Source organism: Streptomyces yangpuensis, assembly GCF_001005295.1.
GTDB classification, from domain to species: domain Bacteria; phylum Actinomycetota; class Actinomycetes; order Streptomycetales; family Streptomycetaceae; genus Streptomyces; species Streptomyces yangpuensis.
Genome location: NZ_LBMK01000003.1, coordinates 1,080,813 through 1,106,854 on the forward strand (window position 1 = coordinate 1,080,813; position 26,042 = coordinate 1,106,854).

Annotated in this window: 26 protein-coding genes and 1 pseudogene; 15 read left to right on the forward strand and 12 right to left on the reverse strand. The window is 73.7% G+C overall.

Going from position 1 to position 26,042, the window contains the following annotated elements; translation table 11 throughout:
• Positions 1 to 654: 654 nt before the first annotated feature.
• Genes AAT21_RS20080 through AAT21_RS20090 form a run of 3 tightly spaced genes read left to right on the forward strand, consistent with a single transcriptional unit; the run spans position 655 to position 4,207 of the window.
• The gene (locus tag AAT21_RS20080; RefSeq protein ID WP_046778161.1) at positions 655 to 2,331 is read left to right on the forward strand and encodes an NAD(P)/FAD-dependent oxidoreductase; all 1,677 of its coding nucleotides are present in this window, start codon (positions 655 to 657) and stop codon (positions 2,329 to 2,331) included.
• The gene (locus tag AAT21_RS20085) at positions 2,328 to 3,857 is read left to right on the forward strand and encodes an ATP-binding protein (RefSeq protein WP_046778162.1); all 1,530 of its coding nucleotides are present in this window, start codon (positions 2,328 to 2,330) and stop codon (positions 3,855 to 3,857) included. Before AAT21_RS20080 ends, AAT21_RS20085 begins: the two co-directional genes overlap by 4 nt.
• Positions 3,854 to 4,207: a UBP-type zinc finger domain-containing protein gene (locus AAT21_RS20090; RefSeq protein ID WP_046778163.1), complete on the forward strand. Its 354-nt coding sequence runs from the start codon at positions 3,854 to 3,856 to the stop codon at positions 4,205 to 4,207. The genes AAT21_RS20085 and AAT21_RS20090 overlap by 4 nt, the downstream gene beginning before the upstream one ends.
• 143 nt (positions 4,208 to 4,350) lie before the next feature.
• On the opposite strand, the gene AAT21_RS34575 is transcribed toward AAT21_RS20090, so the two are convergent.
• Both AAT21_RS34575 and AAT21_RS20100 read right to left on the reverse strand, forming a co-directional pair.
• On the reverse strand, positions 4,351 to 5,466 hold the full coding sequence (locus AAT21_RS34575) for an AraC family transcriptional regulator (protein ID WP_052757890.1): 1,116 nt from the start codon (positions 5,464 to 5,466) through the stop codon (positions 4,351 to 4,353).
• 342 nt (positions 5,467 to 5,808) lie between these two features.
• Positions 5,809 to 7,050, reverse strand: coding sequence for an acyltransferase family protein (locus AAT21_RS20100; RefSeq protein ID WP_157879740.1), 1,242 nt, complete (start codon positions 7,048 to 7,050; stop codon positions 5,809 to 5,811).
• A gap of 238 nt (positions 7,051 to 7,288) precedes the next feature.
• On the opposite strand from AAT21_RS20100, the gene AAT21_RS20105 reads away from it, so the two are divergent.
• The 4 genes and pseudogenes from AAT21_RS20105 to AAT21_RS20115 all read left to right on the forward strand — a co-directional run bounded on the left by AAT21_RS20105 (position 7,289) and on the right by AAT21_RS20115 (position 9,795).
• The gene (locus tag AAT21_RS20105) at positions 7,289 to 8,329 is read left to right on the forward strand and encodes an NUDIX domain-containing protein (RefSeq protein WP_235438950.1); all 1,041 of its coding nucleotides are present in this window, start codon (positions 7,289 to 7,291) and stop codon (positions 8,327 to 8,329) included.
• Between the two features lie 78 nt (positions 8,330 to 8,407).
• Positions 8,408 to 8,893 carry an SRPBCC domain-containing protein gene (locus AAT21_RS20110; protein WP_046778165.1) on the forward strand — a complete coding sequence of 162 codons (486 nt, stop codon included), beginning with the start codon at positions 8,408 to 8,410 and terminating at the stop codon, positions 8,891 to 8,893.
• Positions 8,894 to 8,988: 95 nt separating this feature from the next.
• Positions 8,989 to 9,078, forward strand: a pseudogene (locus AAT21_RS36920) (SDR family NAD(P)-dependent oxidoreductase); the annotation flags it as partial.
• A 228-nt stretch (positions 9,079 to 9,306) separates the two neighbouring features.
• Positions 9,307 to 9,795, forward strand: coding sequence for a hypothetical protein (locus AAT21_RS20115; protein ID WP_046778166.1), 489 nt, complete (start codon positions 9,307 to 9,309; stop codon positions 9,793 to 9,795).
• Between the two features lie 104 nt (positions 9,796 to 9,899).
• On the opposite strand, the gene AAT21_RS20120 is transcribed toward AAT21_RS20115, so the two are convergent.
• Complete coding sequence (locus AAT21_RS20120) at positions 9,900 to 11,387, reverse strand: DEAD/DEAH box helicase (protein ID WP_079025822.1); 1,488 nt, start codon at positions 11,385 to 11,387, stop codon at positions 9,900 to 9,902.
• 527 nt (positions 11,388 to 11,914) lie between these two features.
• On the opposite strand from AAT21_RS20120, the gene AAT21_RS20130 reads away from it, so the two are divergent.
• Entirely contained in the window at positions 11,915 to 12,121 is a 207-nt protein-coding gene (locus tag AAT21_RS20130; RefSeq protein ID WP_030848526.1) for a cold-shock protein, read from the forward strand.
• Positions 12,122 to 12,200: 79 nt separating this feature from the next.
• Here AAT21_RS20130 and AAT21_RS20135 read toward each other — a convergent pair whose 3' ends face one another.
• The 3 genes from AAT21_RS20135 to AAT21_RS20145 form a co-directional block, all read right to left on the reverse strand.
• Positions 12,201 to 12,791 carry a TetR/AcrR family transcriptional regulator gene (locus tag AAT21_RS20135; protein WP_046778168.1) on the reverse strand — a complete coding sequence of 197 codons (591 nt, stop codon included), beginning with the start codon at positions 12,789 to 12,791 and terminating at the stop codon, positions 12,201 to 12,203.
• Entirely contained in the window at positions 12,788 to 13,141 is a 354-nt protein-coding gene (locus AAT21_RS20140) for a DUF1304 domain-containing protein (RefSeq protein ID WP_046778540.1), read from the reverse strand. The genes AAT21_RS20135 and AAT21_RS20140 overlap by 4 nt, the downstream gene beginning before the upstream one ends.
• A gap of 274 nt (positions 13,142 to 13,415) precedes the next feature.
• Positions 13,416 to 13,754 carry a thioredoxin family protein gene (locus tag AAT21_RS20145; RefSeq protein ID WP_046778169.1) on the reverse strand — a complete coding sequence of 113 codons (339 nt, stop codon included), beginning with the start codon at positions 13,752 to 13,754 and terminating at the stop codon, positions 13,416 to 13,418.
• Between the two features lie 115 nt (positions 13,755 to 13,869).
• On the opposite strand from AAT21_RS20145, the gene AAT21_RS20150 reads away from it, so the two are divergent.
• Positions 13,870 to 14,139 carry a hypothetical protein gene (locus tag AAT21_RS20150; protein WP_046778541.1) on the forward strand — a complete coding sequence of 90 codons (270 nt, stop codon included), beginning with the start codon at positions 13,870 to 13,872 and terminating at the stop codon, positions 14,137 to 14,139.
• 25 nt (positions 14,140 to 14,164) lie between these two features.
• Here AAT21_RS20150 and AAT21_RS20155 read toward each other — a convergent pair whose 3' ends face one another.
• Positions 14,165 to 14,827 carry a hypothetical protein gene (locus AAT21_RS20155; protein ID WP_046778170.1) on the reverse strand — a complete coding sequence of 221 codons (663 nt, stop codon included), beginning with the start codon at positions 14,825 to 14,827 and terminating at the stop codon, positions 14,165 to 14,167.
• A gap of 196 nt (positions 14,828 to 15,023) precedes the next feature.
• Here AAT21_RS20155 and AAT21_RS20160 point away from each other — a divergent pair, with 196 nt between their 5' ends.
• Positions 15,024 to 15,380: a YciI family protein gene (locus tag AAT21_RS20160; protein WP_046778171.1), complete on the forward strand. Its 357-nt coding sequence runs from the start codon at positions 15,024 to 15,026 to the stop codon at positions 15,378 to 15,380.
• 98 nt (positions 15,381 to 15,478) lie between these two features.
• On the forward strand, positions 15,479 to 16,699 hold the full coding sequence (locus AAT21_RS20165) for an RNA polymerase sigma factor (protein WP_046778172.1): 1,221 nt from the start codon (positions 15,479 to 15,481) through the stop codon (positions 16,697 to 16,699).
• A gap of 20 nt (positions 16,700 to 16,719) precedes the next feature.
• Here AAT21_RS20165 and AAT21_RS20170 read toward each other — a convergent pair whose 3' ends face one another.
• The 3 genes from AAT21_RS20170 to AAT21_RS20175 all read right to left on the reverse strand — a co-directional run bounded on the left by AAT21_RS20170 (position 16,720) and on the right by AAT21_RS20175 (position 20,537).
• Entirely contained in the window at positions 16,720 to 18,201 is a 1,482-nt protein-coding gene (locus AAT21_RS20170; RefSeq protein WP_046778173.1) for a condensation domain-containing protein, read from the reverse strand.
• Positions 18,202 to 18,271: 70 nt separating this feature from the next.
• On the reverse strand, positions 18,272 to 18,406 hold the full coding sequence (locus tag AAT21_RS39725) for a hypothetical protein (protein WP_268768182.1): 135 nt from the start codon (positions 18,404 to 18,406) through the stop codon (positions 18,272 to 18,274).
• 43 nt (positions 18,407 to 18,449) lie between these two features.
• Positions 18,450 to 20,537: an FtsX-like permease family protein gene (locus AAT21_RS20175; RefSeq protein ID WP_052757892.1), complete on the reverse strand. Its 2,088-nt coding sequence runs from the start codon at positions 20,535 to 20,537 to the stop codon at positions 18,450 to 18,452.
• A gap of 24 nt (positions 20,538 to 20,561) precedes the next feature.
• Here AAT21_RS20175 and AAT21_RS20180 point away from each other — a divergent pair, with 24 nt between their 5' ends.
• Together AAT21_RS20180 and AAT21_RS20185 are read left to right on the forward strand one after the other, a co-directional pair.
• Complete coding sequence (locus AAT21_RS20180; RefSeq protein ID WP_046778174.1) at positions 20,562 to 21,425, forward strand: sensor histidine kinase; 864 nt, start codon at positions 20,562 to 20,564, stop codon at positions 21,423 to 21,425.
• Complete coding sequence (locus AAT21_RS20185) at positions 21,422 to 22,135, forward strand: response regulator (protein WP_046778175.1); 714 nt, start codon at positions 21,422 to 21,424, stop codon at positions 22,133 to 22,135. The genes AAT21_RS20180 and AAT21_RS20185 overlap by 4 nt, the downstream gene beginning before the upstream one ends.
• Positions 22,136 to 22,214: 79 nt before the next feature.
• Here AAT21_RS20185 and AAT21_RS20190 read toward each other — a convergent pair whose 3' ends face one another.
• The gene (locus AAT21_RS20190; RefSeq protein ID WP_046778176.1) at positions 22,215 to 23,126 is read right to left on the reverse strand and encodes a LysR family transcriptional regulator; all 912 of its coding nucleotides are present in this window, start codon (positions 23,124 to 23,126) and stop codon (positions 22,215 to 22,217) included.
• Positions 23,127 to 23,197: 71 nt separating this feature from the next.
• Between AAT21_RS20190 and AAT21_RS20195 the strand changes: the two genes are divergently transcribed.
• Positions 23,198 to 24,205, forward strand: coding sequence for a Rossmann-fold NAD(P)-binding domain-containing protein (locus AAT21_RS20195; protein WP_046778177.1), 1,008 nt, complete (start codon positions 23,198 to 23,200; stop codon positions 24,203 to 24,205).
• An 89-nt stretch (positions 24,206 to 24,294) separates the two neighbouring features.
• Here the strand turns inward: AAT21_RS20195 and AAT21_RS20200 are convergent, their stop codons facing one another.
• A complete protein-coding gene (locus tag AAT21_RS20200) occupies positions 24,295 to 24,786 on the reverse strand; it encodes a hypothetical protein (protein ID WP_157879741.1) in 492 nt (163 codons plus the stop codon).
• An 85-nt stretch (positions 24,787 to 24,871) separates the two neighbouring features.
• On the opposite strand from AAT21_RS20200, the gene AAT21_RS20205 reads away from it, so the two are divergent.
• Positions 24,872 to 25,957 (forward strand): DUF2330 domain-containing protein, encoded by a 1,086-nt coding sequence (locus tag AAT21_RS20205; RefSeq protein ID WP_046778543.1) that lies wholly within the window; start codon positions 24,872 to 24,874, stop codon positions 25,955 to 25,957.
• The last annotated feature ends 85 nt before the right edge of the window (positions 25,958 to 26,042 follow it).

The window sequence follows — 26,042 nt, forward strand, 5'->3', positions numbered from 1 at the left end:
GTCCGGGGCGCGGGCCGCGCCGGTTCCACCGGCTTCCAGGCCCTGGGGGGCTTGGCCCTGCGGGGCGGGCGCTGCGGCTCCCGGGCGGCGGCCCGGAGCCGGCGCGGCGCCGGCGCCGGGCCGGACGCGGGCACGGACGCCGGCCCGGACGCGGGCACGGACGCCGGTACGGGCACCCGCGCGTCCGGCACGGCGGCGGGTTCCGTGGCCTTTGGCGGAGGCAACGGGACCAACGGCCGGGCGGCATCCGCGGGTTCCGGCGGCAGTCCGCGGTTCCCGGCCGCCGCCGCCGCAGCCGCAGCCGCAGCCGGCGCCGCACCCGGTGCGTCCGGTACGGGGGAGGGGTACACCGTCACGCATCCGGAGGTCATGACGAGCGCGGCAAGTGTCAGGGGCAGAGCCCGGCGCAGCTGCATCCGGCCACCCTGCCGCACCGGCGGGGCCCGGACCGGCACCCGTCACACGGTCGGGTGACTGCTCCCCTCCGGCCCGAAACCATCCGGCGGCCGCACCGGCGGGCGGATGCTCGCCGTGCACCGGGGACGCACGCTCCGTGGCCGCCCGGAGCGGATCCGGACGATCGAACATACGATGGGCGGGAACCGGCGCGGGCGGCTCGCCGCGCCGCCGGACCGGGCCGCTCGTGGGAGACCTATGACGCAGGCTGCCGAACCAGCGCGGACCGTCATCCTGACCGTGGACGACGATCCCGGGGTCTCCCGTGCCGTCGCCCGCGACCTGCGGCGCCACTACGGGGCCGGCTACCGGATCGTGCGCGCCGAGTCCGGCGAGTCCGCGCTGGAGGCACTGCGCGAGCTGAAACTGCGCGGCGACCTGGTGGCGGTGATCCTCGCCGACTACCGCATGCCGCAGATGAACGGCATCGAGTTCCTCGAACAGGCTCTGAACGTGTACCCGGGCGCGCGGCGCGTCCTGCTGACCGCCTACGCCGACACCGACGCGGCGATCGACGCGATCAACGTCGTCGACCTCGACCACTACCTCCTCAAGCCCTGGGACCCGCCGGAGGAGAAGCTCTACCCGGTCGTCGACGACCTGCTCACCGCCTGGCGGTCCAGCGACTACCGCCCCGTCCCCGCCACCAAGGTCGTCGGACACCGCTGGTCGGCGCGCTCCTCGCAGGTGCGGGAGTTCCTGGCCCGCAACCAGGTGCCGTACCGCTGGTACTCCTCCGACGAGCCCGAGGGCCGCAGGCTGCTGGAGGCGGCCGGCGCAGACGGGCAGCGGCTGCCCCTGGTCGTCACCCCCGAGTGCACCGTGCTGATCGAGCCCGAGGCGGCCGACCTCGCCGCCCACGTGGGCCTCGCGACGACACCGGCCGCCGACTTCTACGACCTCGTCGTCATCGGCGGCGGCCCGGCCGGACTCGGCGCGGCCGTGTACGGGGCCTCCGAGGGCCTGCGTACCGTGCTGGTCGAGCGGTCGGCGACCGGCGGTCAGGCCGGGCAGAGCTCCCGCATCGAGAACTACCTCGGCTTCCCCGACGGCGTGTCGGGCGCCCAGCTCACCGAACGTGCCCGCCGCCAGGCCGGCCGGTTCGGCGCCGAGATCCTCACCGCGCGGGAGGTCACCGGCCTGGAGGTCAACGGCCCCGCACGCGTCGTCCGTTTCTCCGACGGCTCGTCCGTCGCCGCGCACAGCGTCATCCTGGCGACCGGCGTCTCCTACCGGCAGCTCATGGCGCCGGGCTGCGACGACCTGACCGGCCGCGGCGTGTACTACGGCTCCTCGCTCACGGAGGCCGCCTCCTGCCAGGGGCACGACGTGTACATCGTCGGCGGCGCCAACTCCGCCGGCCAGGCGGCGATGTACCTGGCACGGGGCGCGAAGTCGGTGACCCTGCTGGTACGCGGCGAGTCCCTGACGGCGTCGATGTCGTACTACCTGATCCAGCAGATCGAGGAGGCGCCGAACATCTCCGTGCGGACCCGGACCATCGTGGAGTCCGCGCAGGGTGAGGAGCACCTGGAGCGGCTGGCCCTGCGCGACGTCGACACCGGCGCGACGGAACTCGTCGACGCGCAATGGATGTTCGTTTTCATCGGCGCGGCCCCGCTGACCGACTGGCTGGGCGGCACGGTGCTGCGCGACGACCGCGGCTTCATCCTGGCCGGCCCCGACCTCACCCCCGACGGGCGGCCGCCCGCCGAGTGGCCGCTGGACCGGCCGCCCTACCACCTGGAGACCAACATTCCCGGCGTGTTCGTCGCGGGCGACGCGCGGGCCCAGTCCGCCAAGCGCGTCGCGTCCGCCGTCGGAGAGGGAGCCATGGCCGTGATGCTCGTCCACCGCTACCTGGAGCAGTCATGAGCGGGGAGTACGTGCACTGCGACCCGCAGGAGATCGCCTCGCTGTTCCTGTTCGAGAAGCTCACCCCGCAGCAACTCGGCCAGCTGTGTGCCGAGGGGCGGGTGGAACGCTTCGAGGCGGGGCCCGTGTACACCGAGGGCGACCCCGCCTCCTGTTTCTACGTGATGATCGAGGGCACCGTCGTACTGTCCCGCCGGGTCGGCGGCGACGACATCGAGGTCAGCCGCACCTCGCAGCGCGGCGTGTATGCGGGGGCCATGCAGGCCTACCTGGGCGACCGGGTGCCCCAGACGTACACCAACTCGATGCGGGTGACCGAGCCGACCCGGTTCTTCGTGCTCCCGGCCCTGGCGTTCTCCGACTTCATGCAGGAGTGGTTCCCGATGGCCGCACACTTGCTGGAAGGGCTGTTCTTCGGCGCGAAGAACACCCAGCGGGCCATCGGCCAGCGGGAACGGCTGCTCGCCCTCGGGTCGTTGTCCGCCGGTCTCACCCACGAGCTCAACAACCCGGCCGCGGCCGCCGTCCGGGCCACCGCCACTTTGCGCGAACGCGTCGGGAAGATGCGGCACAAGCTGGCCGTCATCGCCCAGGGCCACTACTCGCGCGAGGCTATCGCCGACCTCATCGAGGTCCAGGAACGCACGGTGGAACGCGTCGCGAAGGCGAAGGCGACGGCGCTCAGCCCGCTGGAGGCCTCCGACCGGGAGGACGAACTCGCCGACTGGCTCGACGACCACGGCTTCACGGAGGGCTGGCGGATCGCGCCGACCTTCGTGCAGGCCGGACTGGACGTGGACTGGCTGGAGCAGGTCGCGGCGGCAGTGGACGCCGACATCCTCCCCGGGGCCATCGGCTGGCTCAACTACTCGGTCGAGACCGAACTGCTGATGGACGAGATCGACGACTCCACCACCCGTATCTCCCACCTCGTCGACGCCGCCAAGCAGTACTCGCAGCTCGACCGGGCCCCGACCCGCGTCGTCGACGTCCACGAACTCCTCGACAGCACCCTGCTGATGCTGTCCGGCAAGATCGGCCCCCGGGTGCGGGTGGTCAAGGACTACGACCACTCCCTGCCAAAGGTGCCCGCCTACCCGGCGGAGCTCAACCAGGTGTGGACCAACCTCGTCGACAACGCCGTCTTCGCCATCGGGAGCACCGGCGGCGACGGCACCCTGACGGTCCGCACGGCACGGGAGGGCGACCGGCTGCTGGTGGAGTTCCGCGACACCGGTCCCGGCATCCCGGCCGATATCCGCGGCCGCATCTTCGATCCCTTCTTCACCACCAAGCCGGTCGGCGAGGGCACCGGGCTCGGCCTGGACATCTCCTGGCGGATCGTGGTCAACAAGCACCACGGCAGTCTCCAGGTCGAGTCCGTCCCCGGCGACACCCGCTTCCAGGTGCTGCTGCCCCTGACCGCGCCGGAACCCGGAACCGGGACCGAACCCGGAACCGGGACCGAACCCGGGACCGGAACCGGGAACGCGCCCGGAACCGAGACCGCCGAGGAGCCCGCATGACCGACATCAAGGGGATCGACCCGAGCGTCCCGCCGACCGGCACCGGCTGCGCCGACTGCGACGCGGTGGGCGGCTGGTGGTTCCACCTGCGGCGCTGCGCCCAGTGCGGCCACGTCGGCTGCTGCGACTCCTCACCCGCCCAGCACGCCACCGCCCACTGGAAGTCCACCGGACACCCGCTGGTGCAGAGCTTCGAACCGGGCGAGGAGTGGTTCTGGGACTACGACGGCAGCGAGATGTACGAGTCCGGGCCCGCGCTGGCCCCGCCGGGTGACCACCCCGCTGACCAGCCGGCCCCCGGGCCCGCCGGCCGGGTGCCGCAGGACTGGACCCGCCGGCTCCACCGCTGACCCGCACGTCTCGATGGGTAACGCGCCCGACCCCACGGCGATGACGGCGACGGCCGTCGACCGGAGGGTCAGCGGTCAGCGCGATGTTGTTGCGGCTTCGCCGACCAGAGCCACCTGACCCGCACCATGCGCCTGCACCGGCCTCACCCCGGCAGGGCTCCGCGCGGGCCCGTAGCCCCCGCCGGCAGGACGGCTCCCGGCGGCCCTACGGGCGGAAGGCCGCCGTGCGGGGTGCCGGTGCGGCGCAGGGCGGCGGGCGTGGTCCCGTACCAGCGCTGGACGGCCCGGCGCAGGGCGCGGGCGTCGGCGTAGCCGCTGCGGGCGGCGATCGCGTCGATGCTCAGCCCGGTGGTGTGGAGCAGCCGCGCGACACGGTCCCGGCGTACGGCCTCGACCTCGCCGCTCCATGTGGTGCCGTGCTCGTCGAGGCGCCGCTGGAGGGTCCGCGGGCTGACGGCCATGCGGTGTGCGACGGTGGCCAGGGACGGCATGCCTTCGTCGTGGACGGAGGCCAGGGCGCTGCGGAAGAGGTCCAGCCAGTCACGCAGCGGGGTCGCCGTGGCCAGGGTCTGGTCGGCGTGTCTGCGGAGCACGGCCGACAGTCCGGGCTGGGCGTGCGGTGCCGGCTCCGTCAGGTCGGCGGTACGCAGGGTGATCGAGCTGACCGGCGCCCCGAACGTGATGTCGCGCGTGCCGTAGAGCTCGGTCAGAGCCTCGTACCGGCGGGGCGCCTCGGCGGCCAGGGCCACGCGGAGCGGGACGAGGGGCCGCCGGGCGGCCTCGCTCAGCCGGCGCAGGTAGACGCCGAGCGCGCAGGCGCGGACGGCGCAGGCCGCCTCGTGGTCCAGATCGCCCCGGTTGACGTGGCTGAGGGTGACGCGGTCCCCGTCCTCGGTGATCCGGAGCTGGTCCGTGCCGGTGTCGACGACGGCGCCGAGATAGGCCGCGGCGTCCCGGATCCCTTCGAGGGGGGTGGGGGCGGAGGTGATCAGGTAGTCCCAGACCCCGAGGCTCCCGACGCCGGACCGCTGCGTCATCAGCAAGGCCACCTCGGTCCAGGGAGCGTGGACGGTGGCCAGCTCCGCGATGCGGATGCTCGTGATGGCGGGGGGCCGGCACAGGTCGTCGTTGAGGTGCTCGGGAGCCATGCCCAGCAGGTGCACGTACCCGGTCGGGGGGATCCCGAGCAGACGCGCGGCATCGACGTTCAGGCGGGCGAGGGCGGAGGACGTTGTCCCCAGGTGCGCATGCGAAACCACAGGGGGTGAGCATAGTCCAGCGTGAAATGCCAGCTCATTGCCGCGGTTTGGGGTCTGATGTCCCCAATACGGCGTGCCGGGTCCCCTCGTGGCGCGTTCGGTCCCCTTGCTGACGCCCGCTGCCATGGGGCAAGGCGGCTGCCCGGCCCTAGCGTTGTGATCGTTCTCGCGGGGCGCTCCGGCACCCGGCGACGTACGGGAGGTTCCTTCCGGATCGGAGTCCCCCCACGGGGGTGGGGGGCTCGGAACCCGAAGGCGCGGGGCCACCCCCCGCTTCCCACCTCCCGCTTCCCGCCCCCTGTCCGCCCGGCGGACCGGCGCGGGAGGACGGCCGGGCGGGGACTACGCCCGGGCCCCCATCCGGGTGGCCAGGCGCAGGGCGTGTTCCACCGGGCCGCGGCGCAGCGGGCTGCCGGCCCAGATCCGTTGCCAGGCCCAGGTCAGGGCCAGCGCCGCGCCGCTGAAGGCGATCCACGCGGACCAGGACGCGGCGCCGTGGGCCGGGCCGGCCAGGACCAGCGCGTGGACGACGTACGCGCTCAGAGCCATCGCCCCCAGCACCGTGAGCGGCCGCAGCAGGCGGGCACCGACCCCGTGCCGCGCGGCCAGCGCGCACAGGCCGATGAGGGCGCAGCCGACGCCCGCGTTGCCCAGCGTCTCCAGCGGGGTCTGGCTGTACGGATCGGCCAGCAGCAGCCAGTCCCAGGAGGTGCTCGGCACGGCGCCGAACTGGCTGCTCAGCACCTCACGGACGGGGTCGGCCGCGGCCATGGCCTCCGGGTGGTGGACCGCTATCGCCTCCAGCAGCCGCTGCCGGGTGCCGAACGCATGGGTGGCCAGCCACGCGGAGCCGTACCCGGCGACCGCGGCCGCCGTGCCCCACAGCGCCATCCGCCGGGCCATGACCCGCTCCCGCACGTCGCACAGCCGGGCCAGAGCCATTCCGGCCAGGACGTACGGGAAGTACGTGGCCAGCGGATAGGCCCCGGTCAGCAGCAGCTCGCACACCGCCGCGCCCAGCCCCGGCCAGCTGGTCAGGTCCGCGGCCTCGGGGACCAGGCCGCGCCCGGAGGAGCCGTACCCGAACAGCGGGCCCAGCAGGAACGACAGCAGCGGCCCCACCACGACCGACGCGCCCGCCACGGCGGTGAGTACCGGGGTGGAGAGCCGGGTGAACGGCTCGGCGGCCAGGAAGTACACGGCGAAGAAGGCGAGGATGACCAGGATCCCCGGCCACAGCGAGGCCAGATACAGGCCGAGCACGGCCAGGACCGCGCAGCGGATCAGCAGCGGACGCCACCGGGAGGCCCAGCCCTCGGGACGCCGCGCCGGATCCGTGCCGCGCTGCGCGAGGACCAGGGAGAAGCCCGCGAGGAGCGTGAAGAGGGCGGGGGCGCGCCCGTCCGCCGCGACGAGCAGGTAGCCGGCGCCCTCGGGCTGCGGGCTGGGGCCCACGTGCACGGCGAACATGCCGAGGACGGCTATCCCGCGCACGGCGTCGACCCCGGCCAGCCGGCCGGCTCCGCCGCCCCGCCCGCCCGCCGCTCCCGCTCCGGTCCCCGTTCCCACCGCTGTCCCCGCCACTGCTGTTCCTGCTCCCGCCCCGGCCGGACCTGTCCCGCCCTCTGAAGTTGGTCGGACCGGCGGTGTTCATGCCGCCAGTCCGCTCCCGCACCGTACCAACGGCGACATAACCCGGTAATAAGGAGGTATGGGAGCGGCACAGCGCATTGCCGGGTTCCGCCTCCGCTGCCCGCCGTAACCCCCGGGCCGTGCCCGCTGTTGCACAGGCGGCGGGTCCACCCAGGTGAACGGAGTCCCGATGCCGCAGCTGACCGACCACAGCGCGACCGACCGCGGTGCGAGCGACGATCGTGAGCGCGACCCGGGGACCTGGATGACCCCGGAGGAGTACGGTGCCTCGCGCGCCGTGGTCTGGACCGCGGCCGTGGTCCTCGTGACCGACACCGACGGCCGGATCCTCGTCCAGAGCGTCGACTACCGCGCCGACCGGATGCTCCCCGGCGGGGCGATCGACGCCGGCGAGGCGCCGTCCGCGGCGGCCGCCCGGGAGCTGCGCGAGGAGCTCGGCGTGGACGGCCGCTACCCGCGCGGCCTGGCCGTGGACTGGATCCCCGCCGACACGCCCGGCTTCCCGCCCGAGATGCGCTTCCCCGGCGAGATCCTGCACGTCTACGACGGCGGGACCTGGACGCCGGACCGGATCGACGCCGTCCGCCTCCCGGCACAGGAGATCACCGGCATCCACTTCGCCGAGCCGGCCGACCTGCCCGCCCTGATGGACCCCGGCGACGCCCGCCGGGCCCTGGCCGCCCTGCGCGCCCGCATCAACGGCTCTGGCGCCGCCCTGCTGGAGGACGGCCGCCCCACCGCGCCGACCGCCCTCGACCGGCTCGGGGTGCTCCGCGCCCGCCGGGTCCCGCAGCGCGGTGCCTGGCACTGCGGCCCGGTCCCCGCCCAGCTGCCCGTACGGGACCGTTCCGCCTGGCTGTTCGCCCCCGACGGCCGGGTCCTGCTCCGGATCGCCCGGGCCACCGGCGCCGCCCAGCTCCCGCCCCCGACCGCCGCGCCCGCCACGGGGTCCGCCCCGCTCGGCTACCGCTGCGGCGAGGAGGGCCTCCACGCCCGCGTCGCCGCCCGCCTCGCCGGCCTCCCGCCGGCGGCGGACCCGGCGTACGCCCGGCTGCTGGCCACCCCCGAACAGGTCCGGGAACTGAGCGACTGGGGCCCGGCCGGCGAGGACGAGCTCGCCGCGGTCCACGCGGCCCGCGCCCGCCTGGGCCTCCCTGCCCCCGCCCGGACGCCGCTGACGGAGGTCCCCGAGGAGGGCGTGCGCTGGTGACCCGCGGCCGGGGGCTCCCGCCACCGCCGGGACCGTGAAATCCGCCGTCCACGGTCCGCGGTCCCGCAGCATGGGGCCATGAGCGACAGCGCGATCACCTACACCCTCTACATCCAGGCAGATCCGTCGCGGGTCTGGCAGGCCCTCACCGACCCCGCCCTCACCCGCCGGTACTGGGGGCTGAGCTTCGAGACCGACTGGGCGGTGGGTTCGGCGATGGACTGGGTCGAACGGGGGAGCCGCACCAGCGACCCCGGCCAGCTGGTCCTCGGCTGTGTCCCGGACCGCCTGCTGTCCTACACCTGGCACACCTTCAGCCCGCAGTGGGCGGCCGCGGCCGGGATCGACGAGGAGCTGCGGGCCGAGCTGGCCGAGGCGCCCCGCACGAAGGTGACGTACGAGATCGAGCCGGTCGGCGACACCCTCGCCCGGCTGACGATCCGCCACGAGGGGTTCGAGCCGGGCGGCCGCCTGATCGGCATGTGCCGGCAGGCCTGGCCGATGCTCGCATCGAGCCTCAAGACGCTGCTGGAGACCGGGGCGCCGCTGCCCGGCCAGATCTGACCCGTCCCCGGACCGCACCCGAACCGCCCCGCCCCGCACCTGAGATCATGTGTATCGACCACGAATCAGGAGCGCAGGCATGGCACTTGAACACCACCGCATCGTCATCTGTCGACTGTGTCTTCTTCGCGATCGGCCAGCCCCGCGACTGCTTCATCAAGTCGGTCCACTTCGAGCAGGTCTGACCGCCCGGGCCGGGTGGACGAGCGCCCCGGCAACCGTCCTGATGGCACCCTGGCAGCCGCCCGTTCGCGCCCGTCGTGTGGAATGGGTGCCATGCGGACAGGCAAGAAGCAGCGAGAACCGGCCATAGTCATACCGGCGGGGGCGCCCTTGACCCTGGTGGCCGCCGTCCGGGTGACGCCGGCCACCGGCGGCGGCCAGGCCGGCCAGGCGTGCGGGGGTGCCGCCCGATGACCCTCCCCGACGCCGGCACACCCCCTGAGCACTGGCGCTACTTCCGCCACCTGGACTCCCTGGCCGCGGTACCGGGCGAGGACACCGCGGCCGAGGCCGAGGCGGTGACCGCCGTACTGCGCGATCCCGACCGGGTGATGGCCGAGAGCGCGGTGGTCACCCATCTCGACCGGCGGGCGGCGGGTCTGCTCGCCGACGACGCGTTCACCGCCTGGGCGCGGGTCATGTCCGGCGTACTCACCGGCCGGGCCTTCCCCGAGCTCCGGCTGCGGGAATGGAGCCTGCTTATGGCCGTCACCCGCGGGGAGCCCTGGTCCCCGGCCGAGCTGACCGGATCCTCCGACTGGTGCCAGCGCACCGCGGTCCGGCTGCTCACCTCTCACGAGGCCCTGGAACTCCTCGCCGCCGACGCCCGCACCCGCCGCGTCCGCAACGCCGCCGCCGACCGCCTGCGCAGGCGCCCCGTCGCCTCGGACACCCCGTGACGCGTCGGACCCCGTCATCCGAGTGACCGCCCGCCGCCCCTCGGCCCAGGCTGCCCGGGTGACCAGCGCCTGACCAGGGCCGACGCGGCGGGGTCCGTGTGCGGTCAGATGCCCCGGCGGACCCTGGCGGCGCGCCGCGCCTCGGCCTGCTGGCGGGCCTCCAGCGTCTTGCGGGACTCCTTGCCCTTCCCGGGCCGGCCCGGCCGCGTACCGATGCCGCGGAAACCGAGCTCCGTCCCCGACGGCCTGCCCTTGGCGTCCGTCGGCGAGGCGCCGGACAGCGGCACGCCGGAAGGGGCCTTCGCGCCGGTGATCCGGCTGAGTGCTGCCTCACCGGACCGCACCTGCGTGATCGTCGGCCGGATCCGGGCGTCGGACAGCAGCCGGACCATGTCCCGGCGCTGGTTCGGGGTGACGAGGGTGACGACCCGGCCGGACTCGCCGGCCCGGGCGGTGCGGCCGCCGCGGTGCAGGTAGTCCTTGTGGTCGGCCGGCGGGTCGACGTTGACGACGAGGTCGAGGTCGTCGATGTGGATGCCGCGCGCGGCGACGTTCGTCGCGACCAGCACGGTGACGGCCCCGGACTTGAACTGGGCCAGGGTGCGGGTCCGCTGCGGCTGCGACTTGCCGCTGTGCAGCCCCTCGGCCCGTACGCCCATCGCGCGCAGGTGCTTCACGAACTGGTCGACGCCGTGCTTGGTGTCGAGGAACATCAGCACGCGCTTGTCGCGGGCCGCGATCTCGGTCGCCGCCGAGATCTTGTCGGCCGCGTGGATGTGCAGGACGTGGTGGTCCATCGTCGTCACGGCGCCCGCCTGCGGGTCGACGGACGACGAGACCGGGTCCTTGAGGTACCGGCGCACCAGCTGGTCGACATTGCGGTCCAGGGTCGCCGAGAACAGCATCCGCTGACCCGCGTGGTGCACCTGGTCCAGGATCTCCGTGACCTGCGGCATGAACCCCATGTCGCACATCTGGTCGGCCTCGTCGAGCACCGTGATCGCCACCCGCTCCAGGTGCACGTCGCGCCGCCCGACCAGGTCGCTGAGCCGCCCCGGGGTGGCCACGACGACCTCCGCGCCGGTTCGCAGGGCGCTCACCTGACGGCCGATGGACAGCCCGCCGACCACCGTGGCCATCCGCAGCCGCAGGGCCTTCGCGTACGGCTCCAGCGCCTCGGTCACCTGCTGGGCCAGCTCGCGCGTCGGTACGAGGACCAGTGCGAGCGGCCGCTTCGGATCGGCCTGCCGTCCCGCCGTGCGTGCCAGGAGGGCGAGACCGAAGGCGAGGGTCTTGCCGGAGCCGGTCCGGCCGCGCCCGAGGACGTCACGCCCGGCGAGGGCGTTCGGGAGGGTGGCCGCCTGGATCGGGAACGGCTGCGTCACCGACAGGGAGGCCATGGTCTCCACCAGCTCAACGGGCAGGTCGAGCTCGGAGAACGACTCCACCGGCGCCAGCGCCGGCGACTTCGGCTCGGGCATCGCGAACTCACCCTGCGGCCCGATGCTGCGGGGGGCCTTGGCGGCGGACTTGGCGCCGCCCTTCGCACCGCCCTTCACACCGAAGCGGCCATGAGCTGACGGGTTCCTCATGCAGGACCTTTCGAAGCGGGGGGAGAAGAAGAAAAGAAGATGGTCAACCGCCCATGGTACCAGCGGGGGGCAGGCCCTCCGGGGCGTCGAGCTCCTGGCCGCCCGGGATCCTGATCGGCCTCGGTGTCGTGGTCCTGGCCAGGGCCGTCACCTGGCTGCTGCACCTCGCGGGCTGGGGCAAGCCGAGCGGCTCCCGCCCGGAGGCGGAATGGGACTGGCGCGTGCGGGACGCGGTGGCCCGCACCGGGCACGCCCGGCTGTCTGGGCTGCCGGATTGCCGGCCCCCGCATGGCCGTCGCGGCGGACGCCGGACCCCGGACCGCGGTACCGCTTCCGGCGGCCGACGAGGGTGTCTGAGCCCGTACGGACGGCCTGGGTCCCTCGTATCACCGACAGGGCGACCGTAAGTTCGAATGTGCGACGCGCCCCGGTTGGCCGCGTCCGGCGTGTGCTCTGGGGGACCGTTGGGCAGGATCGAGACGGCCGCGTGTGCGGCCCGCAGTGGACCGTTGTGAAGGATCAGCAAGATGGCAACAGGTGTCGTGAAGTGGTTCAACTCGGAGAAGGGGTTCGGCTTCATCCAGCAGGACGACGGCGGTCCTGATGTGTTCGTGCACTTCTCCGCGATCCAGACCCAGGGGTTCAAGTCGCTGGAGGAGAACGCACGGGTCGACTACACCGTCACCCAGGGACCCAAGGGCCCCCAGGCCGAGAACGTGGTCCCCATCGGGTAGCCACGCACGAGCCGTGCCGTGAACGGAACCCCGCCGGTCCTCCGGCGGGGTTTTCTGCGCCCTGGCCGCGGCGCGCCCCCTACGGGATGGCCCGGTGCAGGGCCAGGAGCAGGCGCCAGAGGTGATCCGCCAGGTCGTCCGGATCCGCCGGGATCTCCCCGTGCAGCCAGTCCGCGAGGATCCCGGTGAAGGTCGCGGCGACCGCCGAGGCGACGAGTTCGGGCCGGGGTGCGCCGACCGCCGCGCGTTCGGCACGGGCCCGGGCGCGCAGCTCCCGGTGCAGCCGGTCGCCGAGGGGGCCGCCGCCGCCCCGGAGAAGCAGGGTGCGGTAGAGCGGTGCCCGGCCGGCCGTCCCCGTCAGGAACTCGGCGAGCGCGGCAGGGGGACGTACCGGAGGGAGCGGCGAGGGGCCGGCCTGCCAGGCGTGCAGGGCGTCGACCGCCGCGTGCACGACGTCGGCGCACGCGTCGACGGCGAGCGCGGTGAGGTCCTCGTAGTGCAGGTAGAAGGTGGCCCGCCCGACGCCGGCCCGGCGGACCACAGCCGAGACGCTGACCTCCGCGAGCGGCCGGCCGGCGCACTCGGCCAGCAGGCCCTCGCGCAGTCGTGCCTTCGTCCGGGCCGTGCGGGGGTCCTCCGCCCGGTCCTGCGGACGGCCGTGCGGGCTCATGCGGCCAGCAGCGCGGCACCGAGCGCGAGAGCGCCCGGTACAGCCTGCACGAAGAGGATCCGACGGTTGGCGGTGGCCGCCCCGAACGCGCCGGCCACGATCACGCAGACGAGGAAGAAGACCTGCGTGGCGAGCGAGCCGATGACCAGCCCCCAGACCAGGCCGGCGGCGAGGAAGCCGTTGTACAGCCCCTGGTTGGCGGCGAGCGGCGCGGTCAGGCGGGCGGTGTCCGCGTCGAAGCCGTGCAGCGCCCGGCCCGGCGGCCGCTGCCACAGGAACATCTCCAGGACCAGGAAGTACGTGTGCAGCGTGGCCACGAGGCCGATCAGGATCCAAGCGACCGTCTGCATGGCCGCCTCCATTTCTTGGACGGTGACGAGGGAAGAGCAATTTCCTGGACAACTGTACAGGAAGTCCGTTGTCCGACCCCGTGGCTACGCTGATCGCATGCTGCTGCAGGCCGGCTTCGGCACCGGGAGCCACCGCGAGAACTCCCTCGTCCGGCACGCCCTCGGCAGCAGGCACGACGAGGCACACACGTCGCCGGTCGGGCGGGCGGCATCGGCTTCCTGTACTTCGTCTTCGGGTCACCGGATCCCCGCGGAGGTGTTGGCGGGCGTGAAGTCAGAGGTGGGCGTCCAGGAACGCCCGGAACTCCTCGTGGCTCATCGGGCCCGCCTGGCTCGCGACCGCCTCGCCCTCCTCGATGAGCACGACGGTCGGCGCCCCGGCCACGCCGTACCGCTTCGTCGGCCCGGGGCAGCGGGTCATATCGGTGCGGACGGCGGTGAACCGCGTCCCGTACTCGCGCACCAGCTCACCGACGACCGTGTCCATCGCGCGGCAGGCCTCCACCGCCCTGGGCCAGGTGCCACAGAAATAGGCGAGGACGGGACCCTTCGCCATCGACAGGACGAAGTCGAACTCCGCGTCCTCCTGTGGCCGGTGCACCCCGTGTGCCATGCGTCTCGCTCCTCGCTCATGCGCCCCTCCACAGGGTGCGCGGCCCCCATCATCGCCGCCGCCCGCACCGGCGGTCGCCGGGCCGTTGTCAGTGGCGCCTGTGAAGCTGATCAGCATGGACGACAGGATGCTCCGGCGCCGGGTCTACGGCGCCGACCACGAGGACCCCGACCCCGGCCCGCGCCCCGGCCACGACTACGGCGAACTGGTCGGCGGCCCGCTCGACGGCCTCCTCCTGGACATCACGGGCTGGAGCACGCCCCAGCTCGACGAGGAGGCCCGCCTCCCCACCGAGATAGGACGCTACGGGGCGGGCGGGCGCGCCCACTACCGCCGCCGCGCGGGCGACCCGGGCCACTGGGACTGGACCGGCGACAGCCGCTGACCACGCGGGGAGCCGCCGCGGCGCGTCAGAAGGTGTAACAGGCGCCCGGCGTGCCCGGGACGTCGTCGCGCAGTTCGAAGAACGTGCGCTCGGGGGCCGCGGTGAAGGTCCGCACGGCCGCGGCGGACACCGTGAGGCAGAACGGCTTCTCGATCGGGCTCCCGGTACTGGCACGGTGCAGGACGAGCGTCCCCTCGTACCTGCCCGGACCGACCGTCCACGTGTGGGCGTTGAACAGGAGCGTCGGTTGCTGGGGGCTGTCCTGGGCGACCACGAGCGGGGTGGGGTCGGCGGTGCGCTGGTAGCTCAGCCGGTTGGACGCGTGGTCGTAGCTGTAGGTGCCCGATTCGTCCCAGTAGAACGCCGGGCGCGCGACCTTCGGATCGCCCGGCAGCAGCCGCAGCTCCGCGTCGGTGATGATCTCGACGTCCTCGGTGCGGACCCGGCTGGAAATCGTGGGCTGGAGGAACAGGTGCACGTTCCCACCCGGCCCCCTCGGTTCGAGACGCACCACGTGCGGCAACGCCACGTCCACATCGGGTTGCCGGTGCAGGACCACGAGGTTGTAGAGGGAGACAGCCAGCGCGATCAGACTCGCCCCCGTGGTGATCCACAGGTGCACCGCGTCGAAACGCCGCCGCCGCTCCGGCGGGCGGGCCCGCGCCGGATCCGGGCCTTCAGGGCTCATGCTCCCGATTCTGATCGCGCCGGGAGGCCGGTACCGGACGGGACACGCGGGCGGTTCCCGCCTGCGGCCCGGTCGCGCCCGGCCCCGTGAAAATTCCCCGAAGAATTTTCCGCAGGGCTGTCGATCCGGGCGCCGCCCGTTCGACGCATGGGTGAGAGGCGGGGAACGACCCCGCCCGCACGACCGAGGAGCCACCATGCCGCGCTTCCTGACGATGATCCGCATCAACGAGAAGGACCTGCCCCCCAACGAGTTCCCGCCCGAGTTCGAGCAGCGCATGGGCGCCCTGCTGGAGGAGATCACCAAGGCCGGCGTCATGCTCGACACCGCCGGGCTGCTCCCCTCCTCCGAGGGGACCCGCCTCAGCTGGTCCGGCGGGAAGATCAGCTACACCGACGGACCCTTCACCGAGACCAAGGAGGTCGTCGGCGGCTACTCCCTCTGCCAGTGCAAGGACAAGGCCGAGGCCATCGAGTGGACGCGACGGTTCCTGGAGATCCACCCGGCGGAGTGGAACGTCAGCGCCGAGGTCCGCGAGATCCAGGAGATGTAGCTCCGGCCGGTGAGGACCACACCGCGAGGTGATCCCGCCCGCTCGTGCCGCGTTGCCCTGCCGCGTCACGGCTGCTCTGATGGGTGGCCGTGACGGCAGTGGATGCGGCCCAGGCGGTCGAAGCGGTGTTCAGGATCGAGTCGGCAAGGATCATCGCCGGCGTCACCCGCATCGTGCGGGACGTCGGCATCGCCGAGGAGATCGCCCAGGACGCCCTCGTCACCGCACTGGAGCAATGGCCCGAGTCGGGCGTCCCGGACCGTCCGGGCGCCTGGCTCATGGCGACCGCCAAGCACCGCGCGATCGACCTGGTCCGCCGCAAGGAGACGTACGCGCGCAAGCTCGCCGAGGTCGGCCGGATCCTGGAGGACGAGCCGCCGCCCGCCGAACCGGCCGAACCCGATGACATCGACGACGACCTGCTGCGCCTGATCTTCACCGCCTGCCACCCCGTCCTTGCCACCGAGGCCCGTATCGCCCTCACGCTGCGTCTCGTCGGCGGACTGACGACCCAGGAGATCGCGCGCGCCTTCCTCGCCTCCGAGAGCACCGTCGCCCAGCGCATCGTGCGCGCGAAGCGGACCCTGGCCAAGGCCGGGGTGCCCTTCGAGGTCCCGTACGGGGCCGACCGCGACGCACGGCTCTCCTCGGTCCTGGAGGTCATCTACCTGGTCTTCAACGAGGGCTACTCGGCCACCTCCGGTGACGACCTCGTCCGGCCCGCGCTCTGCGAGGACGCCCTGCGGCTGGCCCGTGTCCTGGCGGCCCTCATGCCCGAGGAGGGCGAGGTGCACGGTCTCGCCGCCCTGCTGGAGTTCCAGGCGTCCCGGACGGCCGCCCGCACCGGCCCCGACGGCGAACCGGTGCTGCTCGCCGACCAGAACCGGGCCCGATGGAACCGCCTCCTCATCACCAGGGGCGTCCGGGCGATGAGCCGCGCCGGCAGCGGCCCGTACTCCCTCCAGGCCGCGATCGCCGGCTGCCACGCGGCCGCCGTCCGCTACGAGGACACCGACTGGGCCACGATCGCCACCCTCTACGGCCGGCTGGCCCAGCTGGCCCCCTCACCGGTCGTGGAACTCAACCGGGCCGTGGCGGTCTCGATGGCCCACGGACCGGCTGCCGCCCTGCCGCTCGTCGACGCCCTGGCGGAGGAACCGGCCCTGAGCGCCTACCACTTGCTGCCGAGCGTACGGGGCGACCTGCTGGAGCGCCTCGGCCGGCCGCGCGAGGCCCGCGCCGAGTTCGAACGCGCGGCCTCACTCACCCGCAACGGGCAGGAACGCACCCTGCTCCTGCGGCGTGCGGCCCGCCTCTGATCCGCGTTCCCGGGCCCGGCTCAGCCGCGGCGCGCGAACGCGGCCACGTCCAGCGGGGTCCTCCGTACCGGCCGGCGCTGCGGGGTCAGGGCGACGGGCCGGCGGAACCCCCCGGACCGGGCGACGTCCTGGACCGTGCGGCGCAGCGCCTCCTGGAAGTCGCCCATGGTCCGGCGGGCCGCCGGGGTGTCGACGTAGATGGAGTTCATGTGCAGGCCCTCCGTGTCGCGCTGGAACCACGAGCAGGCCCCGTTGGCCCGCGCCGACCACACATGGGTGGTGGGCCGCCAGTCGTCGTGGCGCTCGGCACCCGGGCACTTGCGCATGTCGATGTAGGAGAAGAAGTTCACCGGGTACGGCCAGGAGCGGGCGGCGAACTCCTCGGGCGCCAGCAGCTCCCACGCCCGCACGAACGGAACGTCGAGGTGGGTCATCATCTCGCTGAACCCGGCCCGGACGGAGGCCATCACCTGCGCGAAGTCCCGCCCGGGCGAGGCGTCGAACTCGATCGGCAGGGTGTTGACGAACCAGCCCACCGAGTTCGTCCAGGTGCTCCGGCCGCGCTCGCTGACCGGCATGAACCCCCGGTAGACACCCGGCCCGCCGGCCTCCCGCAGACACACGGCCACCGAGCCCAGCACCCCCATGAACGGCTTCCCGCCGACCGCCAGGCAGGTCTTCTCGAAGACCTCCGCCTCACCGGCGTCCAGCAGCATCGACGCCTCGTTGACGATGGGGTACATCCGCCCCGGCTCCACGCCGAGGTCGAGGGGAAAACGCGGGAAGAACTCGCCGGACGGCCCCATGAAGGCCTTCCAGTAGTCCAGCCGTCCGTCGCTGGCGTCGATCGACAGGTAGCGGCGGCGCTGCTCCTCGGCGAAGTCGAGATAGCTGGGCGCGGGCGGCAGTTCGGCCTCCTCGCCGCGGCACAGGCCCTCGTAGGCGGTCAGCACCTCGCGGGCGACGATGGGCATCGACATGCCGTCGCAGACGATGTGGTCGAAGGCGAGGTAGACGGTCGCCGAATCCTCGCGGACCACGGCACCCATGATGAACAGGGGCCAGGACAGCGTGTCGATGCTCCGCTTGAAGCGTTCGACGAGGAAGTCGCTCAGCACTCCGGCGTCCTCGAACGTGCCCACGTGCTCGGGGTCGAGGGTGAGCGAGTCCGGGGCGAAGGGCTCGCAGGCCACCTCCCCGGCCAGCCGCCGGAACGCGCAGCGCAGCACCTCGTGCCGCTGGACGAAGGACAGCAGCGACTGGGCCAGGGCCCGTTCGTCCAGCGGGCCGGTCACCTCGAAGGTGACCGCGACCCAGGACGCGACCGGGTCGTCGGCGGCCCGGCTCTCCTCGGCGACGGTGAAGTGCTTGTCCTGGTTGAAGGACGCTTTCCGGCTCGCCGGGTCGTCCGGCCCGTGAGCCTCCGCCGCCGTGGACCTGAGCCGCCACTCGACCACCCTGCCGGGTGCCACGTGGTGCATCTCCAGAGGAAACTGCCGCATACCGCCATCCCTTCGCCCCCCGAGTCAACCCCCAGGCCCTAACGACCCCCGGCCCGGGGAGGTGACGCCATCACGCCTGCGGGGCGGGCGGCGCGCCGGCGGAGGGGGTCCGCCTGCGCAGGGCGGCCTCGAAGAGCGTCCAGCCGTCGATCTCCATGCCCGACGGGCCGTCGGGACGCCACCCGCGGGCCCGGGCCTCCTCCATCAGCGCCCGGACGGTGCCGCAATTCCCGGGCCGCTGCGGTGGCTCATTCGGTGTGCAGGGCCGCGGCGATCGTCATCCGGGCCGCGGACCGGGCCGGAACCAGTGCTCCCACGACGGCGATCGCGACCCCGGCGAGCAGCAGGCCCGACAGCTGGGGTACGTCCCACACGGCCTTCATCGACTCCGGGAAGGAGACCACTTGGACGTTGTCCACGACGAGCCGGTGCGCGAGGACCCCGAGCGGGATGCCCAGCAGCCCGCCGACCACCCCCACACCCGCCACCGAGGTCACGGTCATCATCACGACCTGCCGCGGAGTCATCCCGATCGACTTGAGCATGCCGAGGTCCCGCCGGCGCTCCCGGGTGCCCAGGAGGACGGTGTTGAAGACACCGAGGGACGCGACGACGCTCAACAGGACCGTGAACACGGTGGAGAAGGCGACGACGGTGGTGGTGGCGGTGTTCCCCGCGTCCGAGACCGAGGCGCGCAGCCCCGGGTCGGCGGCCTCGGCCGCCGCGGCGTACGTCCGGGCATCGGCCCCGGGAGTCAGCCGCACCTCGTACTCGACCGCCCGGGCATCCGGTGACAGCGGCAGGAGGGTGTCCCAGGAGGCCTCCAGGGCGCGGGCGTTGCCGTCGATGAGCTCGCCCACGACGGTCGCGGAGGTCTGCCTGCCGCCCAGCGCCAGGGTGACCCGGTCGCCGAGCCGCAGGCCGTTCTGCGTCAGGAAGGCCGGCCCGGCCACGAGTTCGCCGGCCGCCCCGGGCATCCGACCCCGGGCGATCCGGCCGGCCGACGAGGCATCGTCCCCGCGGTAGAAGTCGGCGAAGGCGGGCCGGCTCTGCCCGGCCAGGGTCACCTGGGCCAGTGCCCGGGCCCGTACCCCCGCCGCGCCGGGCAGGGACCGCAGCCGTGCCTCGATCCCGGCGTCGTCCTGAAGAGGAGCGGCCCGGCCGTTGTCCGGCCCCCCGGCTTCCACCCTGACCAGGGCGCCGCCGCCGCGTCCGGCCTCGCCGTAGGCGAGCATCGTGCTGGTCAGTCCGGTCGCGAGGGTCACCGTGGTGACGCCGAGGACGATGGCGGCCAGGGTCAGCAGCGTGCGGCCGGGACGGGCGAAGGGCTGGCCCAGGCCCATGCTGACCGCGCGCGGCAGCCGGCTGCCGCCCAGGACGCGCAGCCCGCGGCCGGTCAGCGGGGCGCTGCCCGCGCTGATGGCCCGGGCCGCCGGCAGCCGGTGCGCCCGCAGTGCGGGGACCAGCGCGGTGAGCAGGACGAGGGTGGGCATCCCCAGCAGGCAGACGGCCGACACCCACGAGGAGACGCCGCCGACGGCGGCCCGGCCGGTCTCGATGCCGGAGAACGCGATCCTCAGGATGGGCTCGGCCAGCGCGTTGCCGAGCAGGGTTCCGGCCGCGGAGCCGACGAGGGCCGGCACGGCCATCATCGCCAGGTAGACGGCGACCACCTGGTTCGGGGTGAAGCCCAGGGCCTTCAGTACGCCGATGTGCCGGTACCCGGAGACGACCGCCCCGCTGACGACGTTCCCGACGATCAGGGCGGACACCAGCAGGCCGAGGACGCCGAAGAGCGTCATGAAGGGGAGGTAGGCGTCGGCCAGCGACGAGAACGCCTTCCTCAGGTCGAGGTGGGTGTGCGCACTGGTCAGTGCCCCCTCGGGCAGTCCGGTGGTGGCCCGGGCCAGTGCGCCGTCCAGCCGCGCCGGCGTCGAGGAGTCGGTGAAGCGGTACAGCATCTGGGCGGTGGCCGGACGCAGCACGGTCATCTGCTCGGGCGACACCCAGGCGTCCGCCGACTTGCCCATGCCCGCCGCGAATCCGACGACCGTCAGGGGCGCCGTTCCGGGCACCTCCAGCGTGGTTCCGAGCAGTTCCGTGCCGGGCGTACCCGCGGACGGCCAGGCGACGACGATCTCCCCGGGCGCGGTCGCCCAACGGCCCTCCAGGACCTCGACCCGGTCGACCGGGCCTCCCGGGTCGGCCCGTCCCACCACCCGCAGGGAGCCGCCGGGCATCCAGAGCCAGCCCTTGGGCACGTCCAGAACGCCCTGCCCGAACGGCCCCGCCGCAGCGGTCACGCCGGGCCGGCCGGCGGTCTGCGCCAGCTGCATCCGGGCCTGCGGGGTGGGGAGTTGATGGTGGGACAGATCATCGCCACGGTGGTCGCCTGCGTCGCGGCGGCCGCGGCCGCCGCACTGGGCATGGCCCTGCTGCGCGCCCGGCGCGGCCACCGGGCGGCGATCGAGGAGCGCGGCTGGCTGCCGGAACGGGAACGGGAGAGCGCGGCCCGCGGCGCGGTCGACGCCGAACGCGCCAGGATCGCAGCCGAACTCCACGACATCGTCAGCCACAACGTCAGCCTGATGGTGGTCCAGGCCGGAGCCGCCCGCGAGGTGTTCGCCACCATGCCGGAGGAGGCCGCGACGGCCATGGGCGCCGTGGAGCAGGCCGGGCGCACCACGATGACCGAACTGCGGCACCTGCTGGGGCTGCTCGCGCCCGCGCAGGACGGCGCGGACGCCCCGTACGAGGCGCAGGTGACCGCGGCCACCCGGCTGGCGCCGCAGCCCAGCCTGACCCGGCTCAGCGCGCTCGTCGGCCGGTTCGCCTTCGCGGGCCTGCCGGTGGAGGTCCGCGTGTCCGGCGACCCGCGGCCCCTCCCGGCCGGGATCGACGTCACCGCGTACCGGATCATCCAGGAGGCGCTCACGAACGCGCTCAAACACGGAGAGGGAGGCCGGACCCAGGTGACGGTACGGTACGCCGAACACGCGCTGCGCGTGGAGGTGCTGAGCAGCGGGCCGAGCGTGCTCGCGGGCGGTGCGCCCGGATCCCGGCCGCGGTCCGCGGGCCGGGTCGCGGCGAAGGCCGAAGGGACCGGGCGGGGCCTGCTGGGCCTGCGTGAACGGGTCGCCGTCTACGGCGGAGACCTCGACGCCCGCCGCCGCCTCGGCGGTGGCTACCGGGTGCGCGCCCGTCTCCCCCTGGACCGGCCGTGACCGCGCCCGGGACCCCCACCGCCGTCGGCGGGCCGGCGCCCCGCGTGGTGATCGCCGACGACCAGGACCTGGTCCGCACCGGCTTCCGGCTGATCCTGACGGCCCGCGGGATCGACGTGGTCGGCGTCGCCGGCGACGGTGCCGAGGCTGTCGCCCAGGTGCGCCGGCTGCGCCCCGATGTCGTCCTGCTCGACATCCGCATGCCCGTCATGGACGGCCTGGAGGCCGCCCGGCGCATCCTCGCCGAGACCCCCGGCTGCCGGGTGATCATGCTGACCACCTTCGACCTCGACCAGTACGTGTATGCCGCGCTCGCCGCCGGGGCCAGCGGCTTCCTGCTGAAGGACGTCACCCCCGCGCACCTCGCCGCAGCCGTGCGCCTGGTCGGTACCGGTGACGCGCTGCTCGCCCCGTCGATCACCCGCCGTCTGGTGGAGTGCTGCGCCCCCGGCGCGGCCGCCCGCGACCGGGTCACGACGGCCGGCACCCACCGGGAGCTGGCCGCGCTGACCCCGCGCGAACGCGAGGTGCTGACCCTGATGGGCCACGGCCGCTCCAACTCCGAACTGGCGGCGGAGCTGACGCTCAGCGAAGCCACCGTGAAGACCCATGTGGCCCGCATCTTCGCGAAGCTGTCGCTGCGCGACCGGGCCCAGGCCGTGGTCCTCGCCTACGAGACCGGCCTGGTGACACCCGGTTCGGGGGCCTGAGCGCCACCTCGGAGGCCACCTGGGGGCAGGAGGCGAGCCGCCGGTGCGGGGCCGGACCGGGGGACGGGCTCCGGACTGCTCAGCGGTCGGTGGCGGTGACGGTGGCGGTGGCCGCGAGGGCCTCGGCCAGGGCTTCGGCGGAGGGGTTGGTACGGCGCCCTTGCGGCAGGACCAGGCCGATGTGCCGGGCGGGACGCGGGGGTTCGACACGTACCACGACCGTCCCGGCGGCGCCGGCCAGTGCGACCTGCGGGACGAGGGAGACGCCGACGCCCGCCGCGACCAGTGTCTGCGCGAAGAAGTAGTCGGTGGTCGAGGCCCCCACGCGCAGGTCGAAGCCGGCGAGCTCCGCGTACCGGCGCAGGAAGGCCTCCGTCTTGAGGCAGCCCAGGACCCACCGGTCGCCGGACAGCTCGCCGAGGTCCACCGAGGTCCGGCCGGCCAGGCGGTGCCCGTCCGGCAGCACCAGCCTCAGCGGATCCTCCAGCAGTGGCCGCCAGACCAGGCCCGGACGCCCACCCGGACGTACCGGCGGGGGCCCGTCGAAGTGGTAGGCGAGCGCAAGGTCCGCCGCGCCGCCGCGCACCATTGGCACGGCGTCCTCCGGTTCGCTCTCCAGCACCGTCAGCTCCACCTCCGGGTGCGTCTGCACGAACCGGGCGAGGGCCGCGGGCAGCAGGTGCCGGCCCCCGCTGGTGAACGTGGCCACGGTCAGCCGCGGCCGTTCCTGTGTCAGCCGGTCGATCGCGCGGCGCACCTGGTCCAGTTCGGCGGAGATCGTCTCCGCCGCCTCCACGAGGAGCCGTCCCGGTTCGGTGAGCGTGACACCGCGTGTGCTGCGCACCGCCACCGGGTGGCCCAGCGTGCGCTCCAGCGCCGCGATGTGCTGGGAGACGGCCGAGGGGGTCAGCAGCAGAGCACCGGCCGCCTTGTTGAAGCTGCCGTGCTCGGCCACCGCCCGCAGGACACGCAACCGCTGCACATCGATCATCAGTTTTCCTTACGACCCGTTCAGCGGGTGGTCGGTTCCGCTGGGGACGATACCGCGCGAGAGTCGGACCCATGAAGCGGATTCTTGTCATCGGCGGCAGCCGGTACTTCGGGAAGTCCCTGGTCACGCGGTTGCGCGACACGGGGGACGACGTCATGGTCCTCAACCGGGGCTCCAGCGCCCCGCCCCCCGGCGTCGGCCGGCTCCTCGCCGACCGTGACGACGAGGCGGGGCTGCGGGCGGCCCTGGGGCGGCGGGACTTCGACGTGGTCGTCGACCAGGTCTGCTACACGCCGCTCCAGGCGGATATCGCCCGGCGGGTGTTCGCCGGAAGGACCGGGCGCTATGTGATGACCTCGACGATGGAGGTGTACGACCCGGCCACGATGCCTGCCGGCTCCGGGCCGCGCACCGCGCCCGGCCTGCCCGCCGTCCCCGTCGTCGAGGGGGACCTGGACCTCACGCGGCCGCCGTTCCGGTACCGGCAGGAGCCCACCCCCGCACCCGGCGGCACCCGGGCCCAGGGCCAGGCCCAGGCCTACGCGGAGGGGAAGCGAGGGGCCGAGGCCGTCTTCCTGCACGGGCCGCACGGGCAGCACGAGCCGCTCGAACCGACCGGGCCGCTCGAACCGCCGTTCCCGTTCGTCAGCGTCCGGACCGCGCACGTCCTCGGGGGCGGCCGGGCGGAGTTCACCGGGCGTCTCGCGCACTACGTGCGGCGGATCGCCGCCGGGATCCCGGTCGACGTCCACGCAGCCCCGTACGGCACCTCGTTCATCCACCACCTGGAGATGGCCGACTTCCTCGACTGGACGGCGCGGCAGACCTTCACCGGGCCCGTCAACGCCGCCTCGCACGGCGCCCCGGACGTCCTCGACCTCTGCGCCACGGTCGCGGAACGGCTCGGTCGGCGGCCCCACCACCGGGTCGTCGAGGCGGGCGGCGACGCGTCGCCCTTCTCCTTCGACCGGGCCTACGCCATGGACAACGGCCGGGCCACGGAGCTGGGCTTCGCCTTCGGCCGGGTCGCCGACTGGCTGCCCGGCGCGGTCACCGAGACGGCGCGCGCCGCCGCGTGAGCAAGCCGGCCGCAGCCCGGCCGCAAGCTGTCACCGAGCCGCAAGCTGCCACCCAGCCGCACCCCGTGCCGTCACACGAGCCTGCGCCGTCAGGACGACGGCAGGCCGAGGATCTCCAGGATGCCCTCCGCGTACGCCGCCGTCCCCGATCCCGGCACGGCGGCCAGCTCCCGGCGGAATCCGTCCACACCGGTGCGGATGAAGGCGGCGCACTGCCCGTGCAGGCCGGCCTCGTGGGTCCCGCCGTCGTCCACCGTGCACAGCATGGCCAGCAGCGTCCACAGCAGCGCCTCGCGCGTCGCGCGCCGGGGCGGCTGCGCCGACCACACCGCCATCAGCACGGCGCACACCGCCGGAGCCGGCGGCTTCAGGTGCTGCGCGAAGAAGGCATGGCCCTCCAGCGCGTGGAACGCCGCGGGATGCCCCTCGGCGGCGTCGCGTACGGCGTCCACGAGATGGCCCGCGGAACGGCCGCAGCCGCACTCGATGCGCTCCCAGTCGTGACGAGCGATCTCCGCCACCACGGAGTCCGGAACCATCGGGCTGCGCAGAACCTGCGCCTGCTTCTCACTCCCCCTCATGCGCCACAGTATGGGCCAGGGCGGATCGTGTAGCGACAGGGGGCGGAACCGGAACACACGGTCGGCCGTCTGAAGCCCCGTGTGGATGAAACGAAGGATCATATTTCTACTGTTTGCCCTGTTCGCGACCCAGGTGGGCTCCCTCATCAGCCCCGCCTACGCCTGCGGCTGCGGGGCGATGATCCCCGACGGCCAGTCCCGTATCGGCGTCGACCGCGAGACCTCCGTCGTGCGCTGGGACGGCCGCACGGAACAGATCGTCATGCGCTTCACCGTCGGCGGGAACGCGCAGCGGGCGGCCTGGATCATGCCGGTGCCGGGGCGCGCCACGGTGGAGCTGGGCGACGGCGACATGTTCGACGAACTGCGCGAGCTGACCCGGCCCGAGCGGAAGACCCGCAGCCACTTCTGGCCGCGCAGCGGCGACTGGCCCTTCTCGTCCGGTATGGGCGACGGAGCTGGCGCCCCGATCGCCGGCGCCGCGCCGCCCGTCGGTGTGGTCGGCCGGGAGCAGCTCGGCGATTTCGACGTCGCCCGGCTGACCGCCACCGACCCGGACGCGCTGAAGAACTGGCTGGAGAGCAACGGCTTCCAGCTCCCCGACCGCCTCGCGACCGAGGTCAAGCCGTACGTCGACCAGCAGTGGGAGTACGTGGCGGTACGCCTCGCCCCGCGCGGCGGACAGGGCAAGGTGCTCCGCGGCGACCTCGACCCGCTGAAGATCCGCTTCGACAGTGACCGGCTGGTCTACCCGATGCGGCTCTCCCGCATGGCCAGGACACCGCAGTCGCTCGGCCTTTACGTCCTCGCGGACCACCGGATGGAGCCCGCCACCCGGATCGGCGGCTCCGCACCGAAGGTGACCTTCGCGGGCACCATCGAGCCGAAGGCCGGCCCGCTCGCCGACCTCGCCGACGGCAAGCCGGTGTTCCTCACGGCGATCGACCAGGAGTTCCCCGAGCCGGGCCGCATCGACGCCGACCACGAACTGCGCGCGACGCCGAAGGACACCCCGTACCGCCGGACCGTCTACCGCAACGAGCTGCTCACGGTGGGCGACGGCATCCCGGTCTGGCTCCTCACGGTCGGGGCGGCCGTCGCCGTGATCGCGGCGACCGCCTACGCACTGACCCTCCGCCGTCTGCGCCGGGCCGCCGGGCCCACCACCTAGTAGGGCTTGGTCAGGTGGTCCGGGAGGCTGCGCCGTACGGATGGACTCGGGCCGTACGGCGGCGGGTACGGACTCCTGCCGCGCG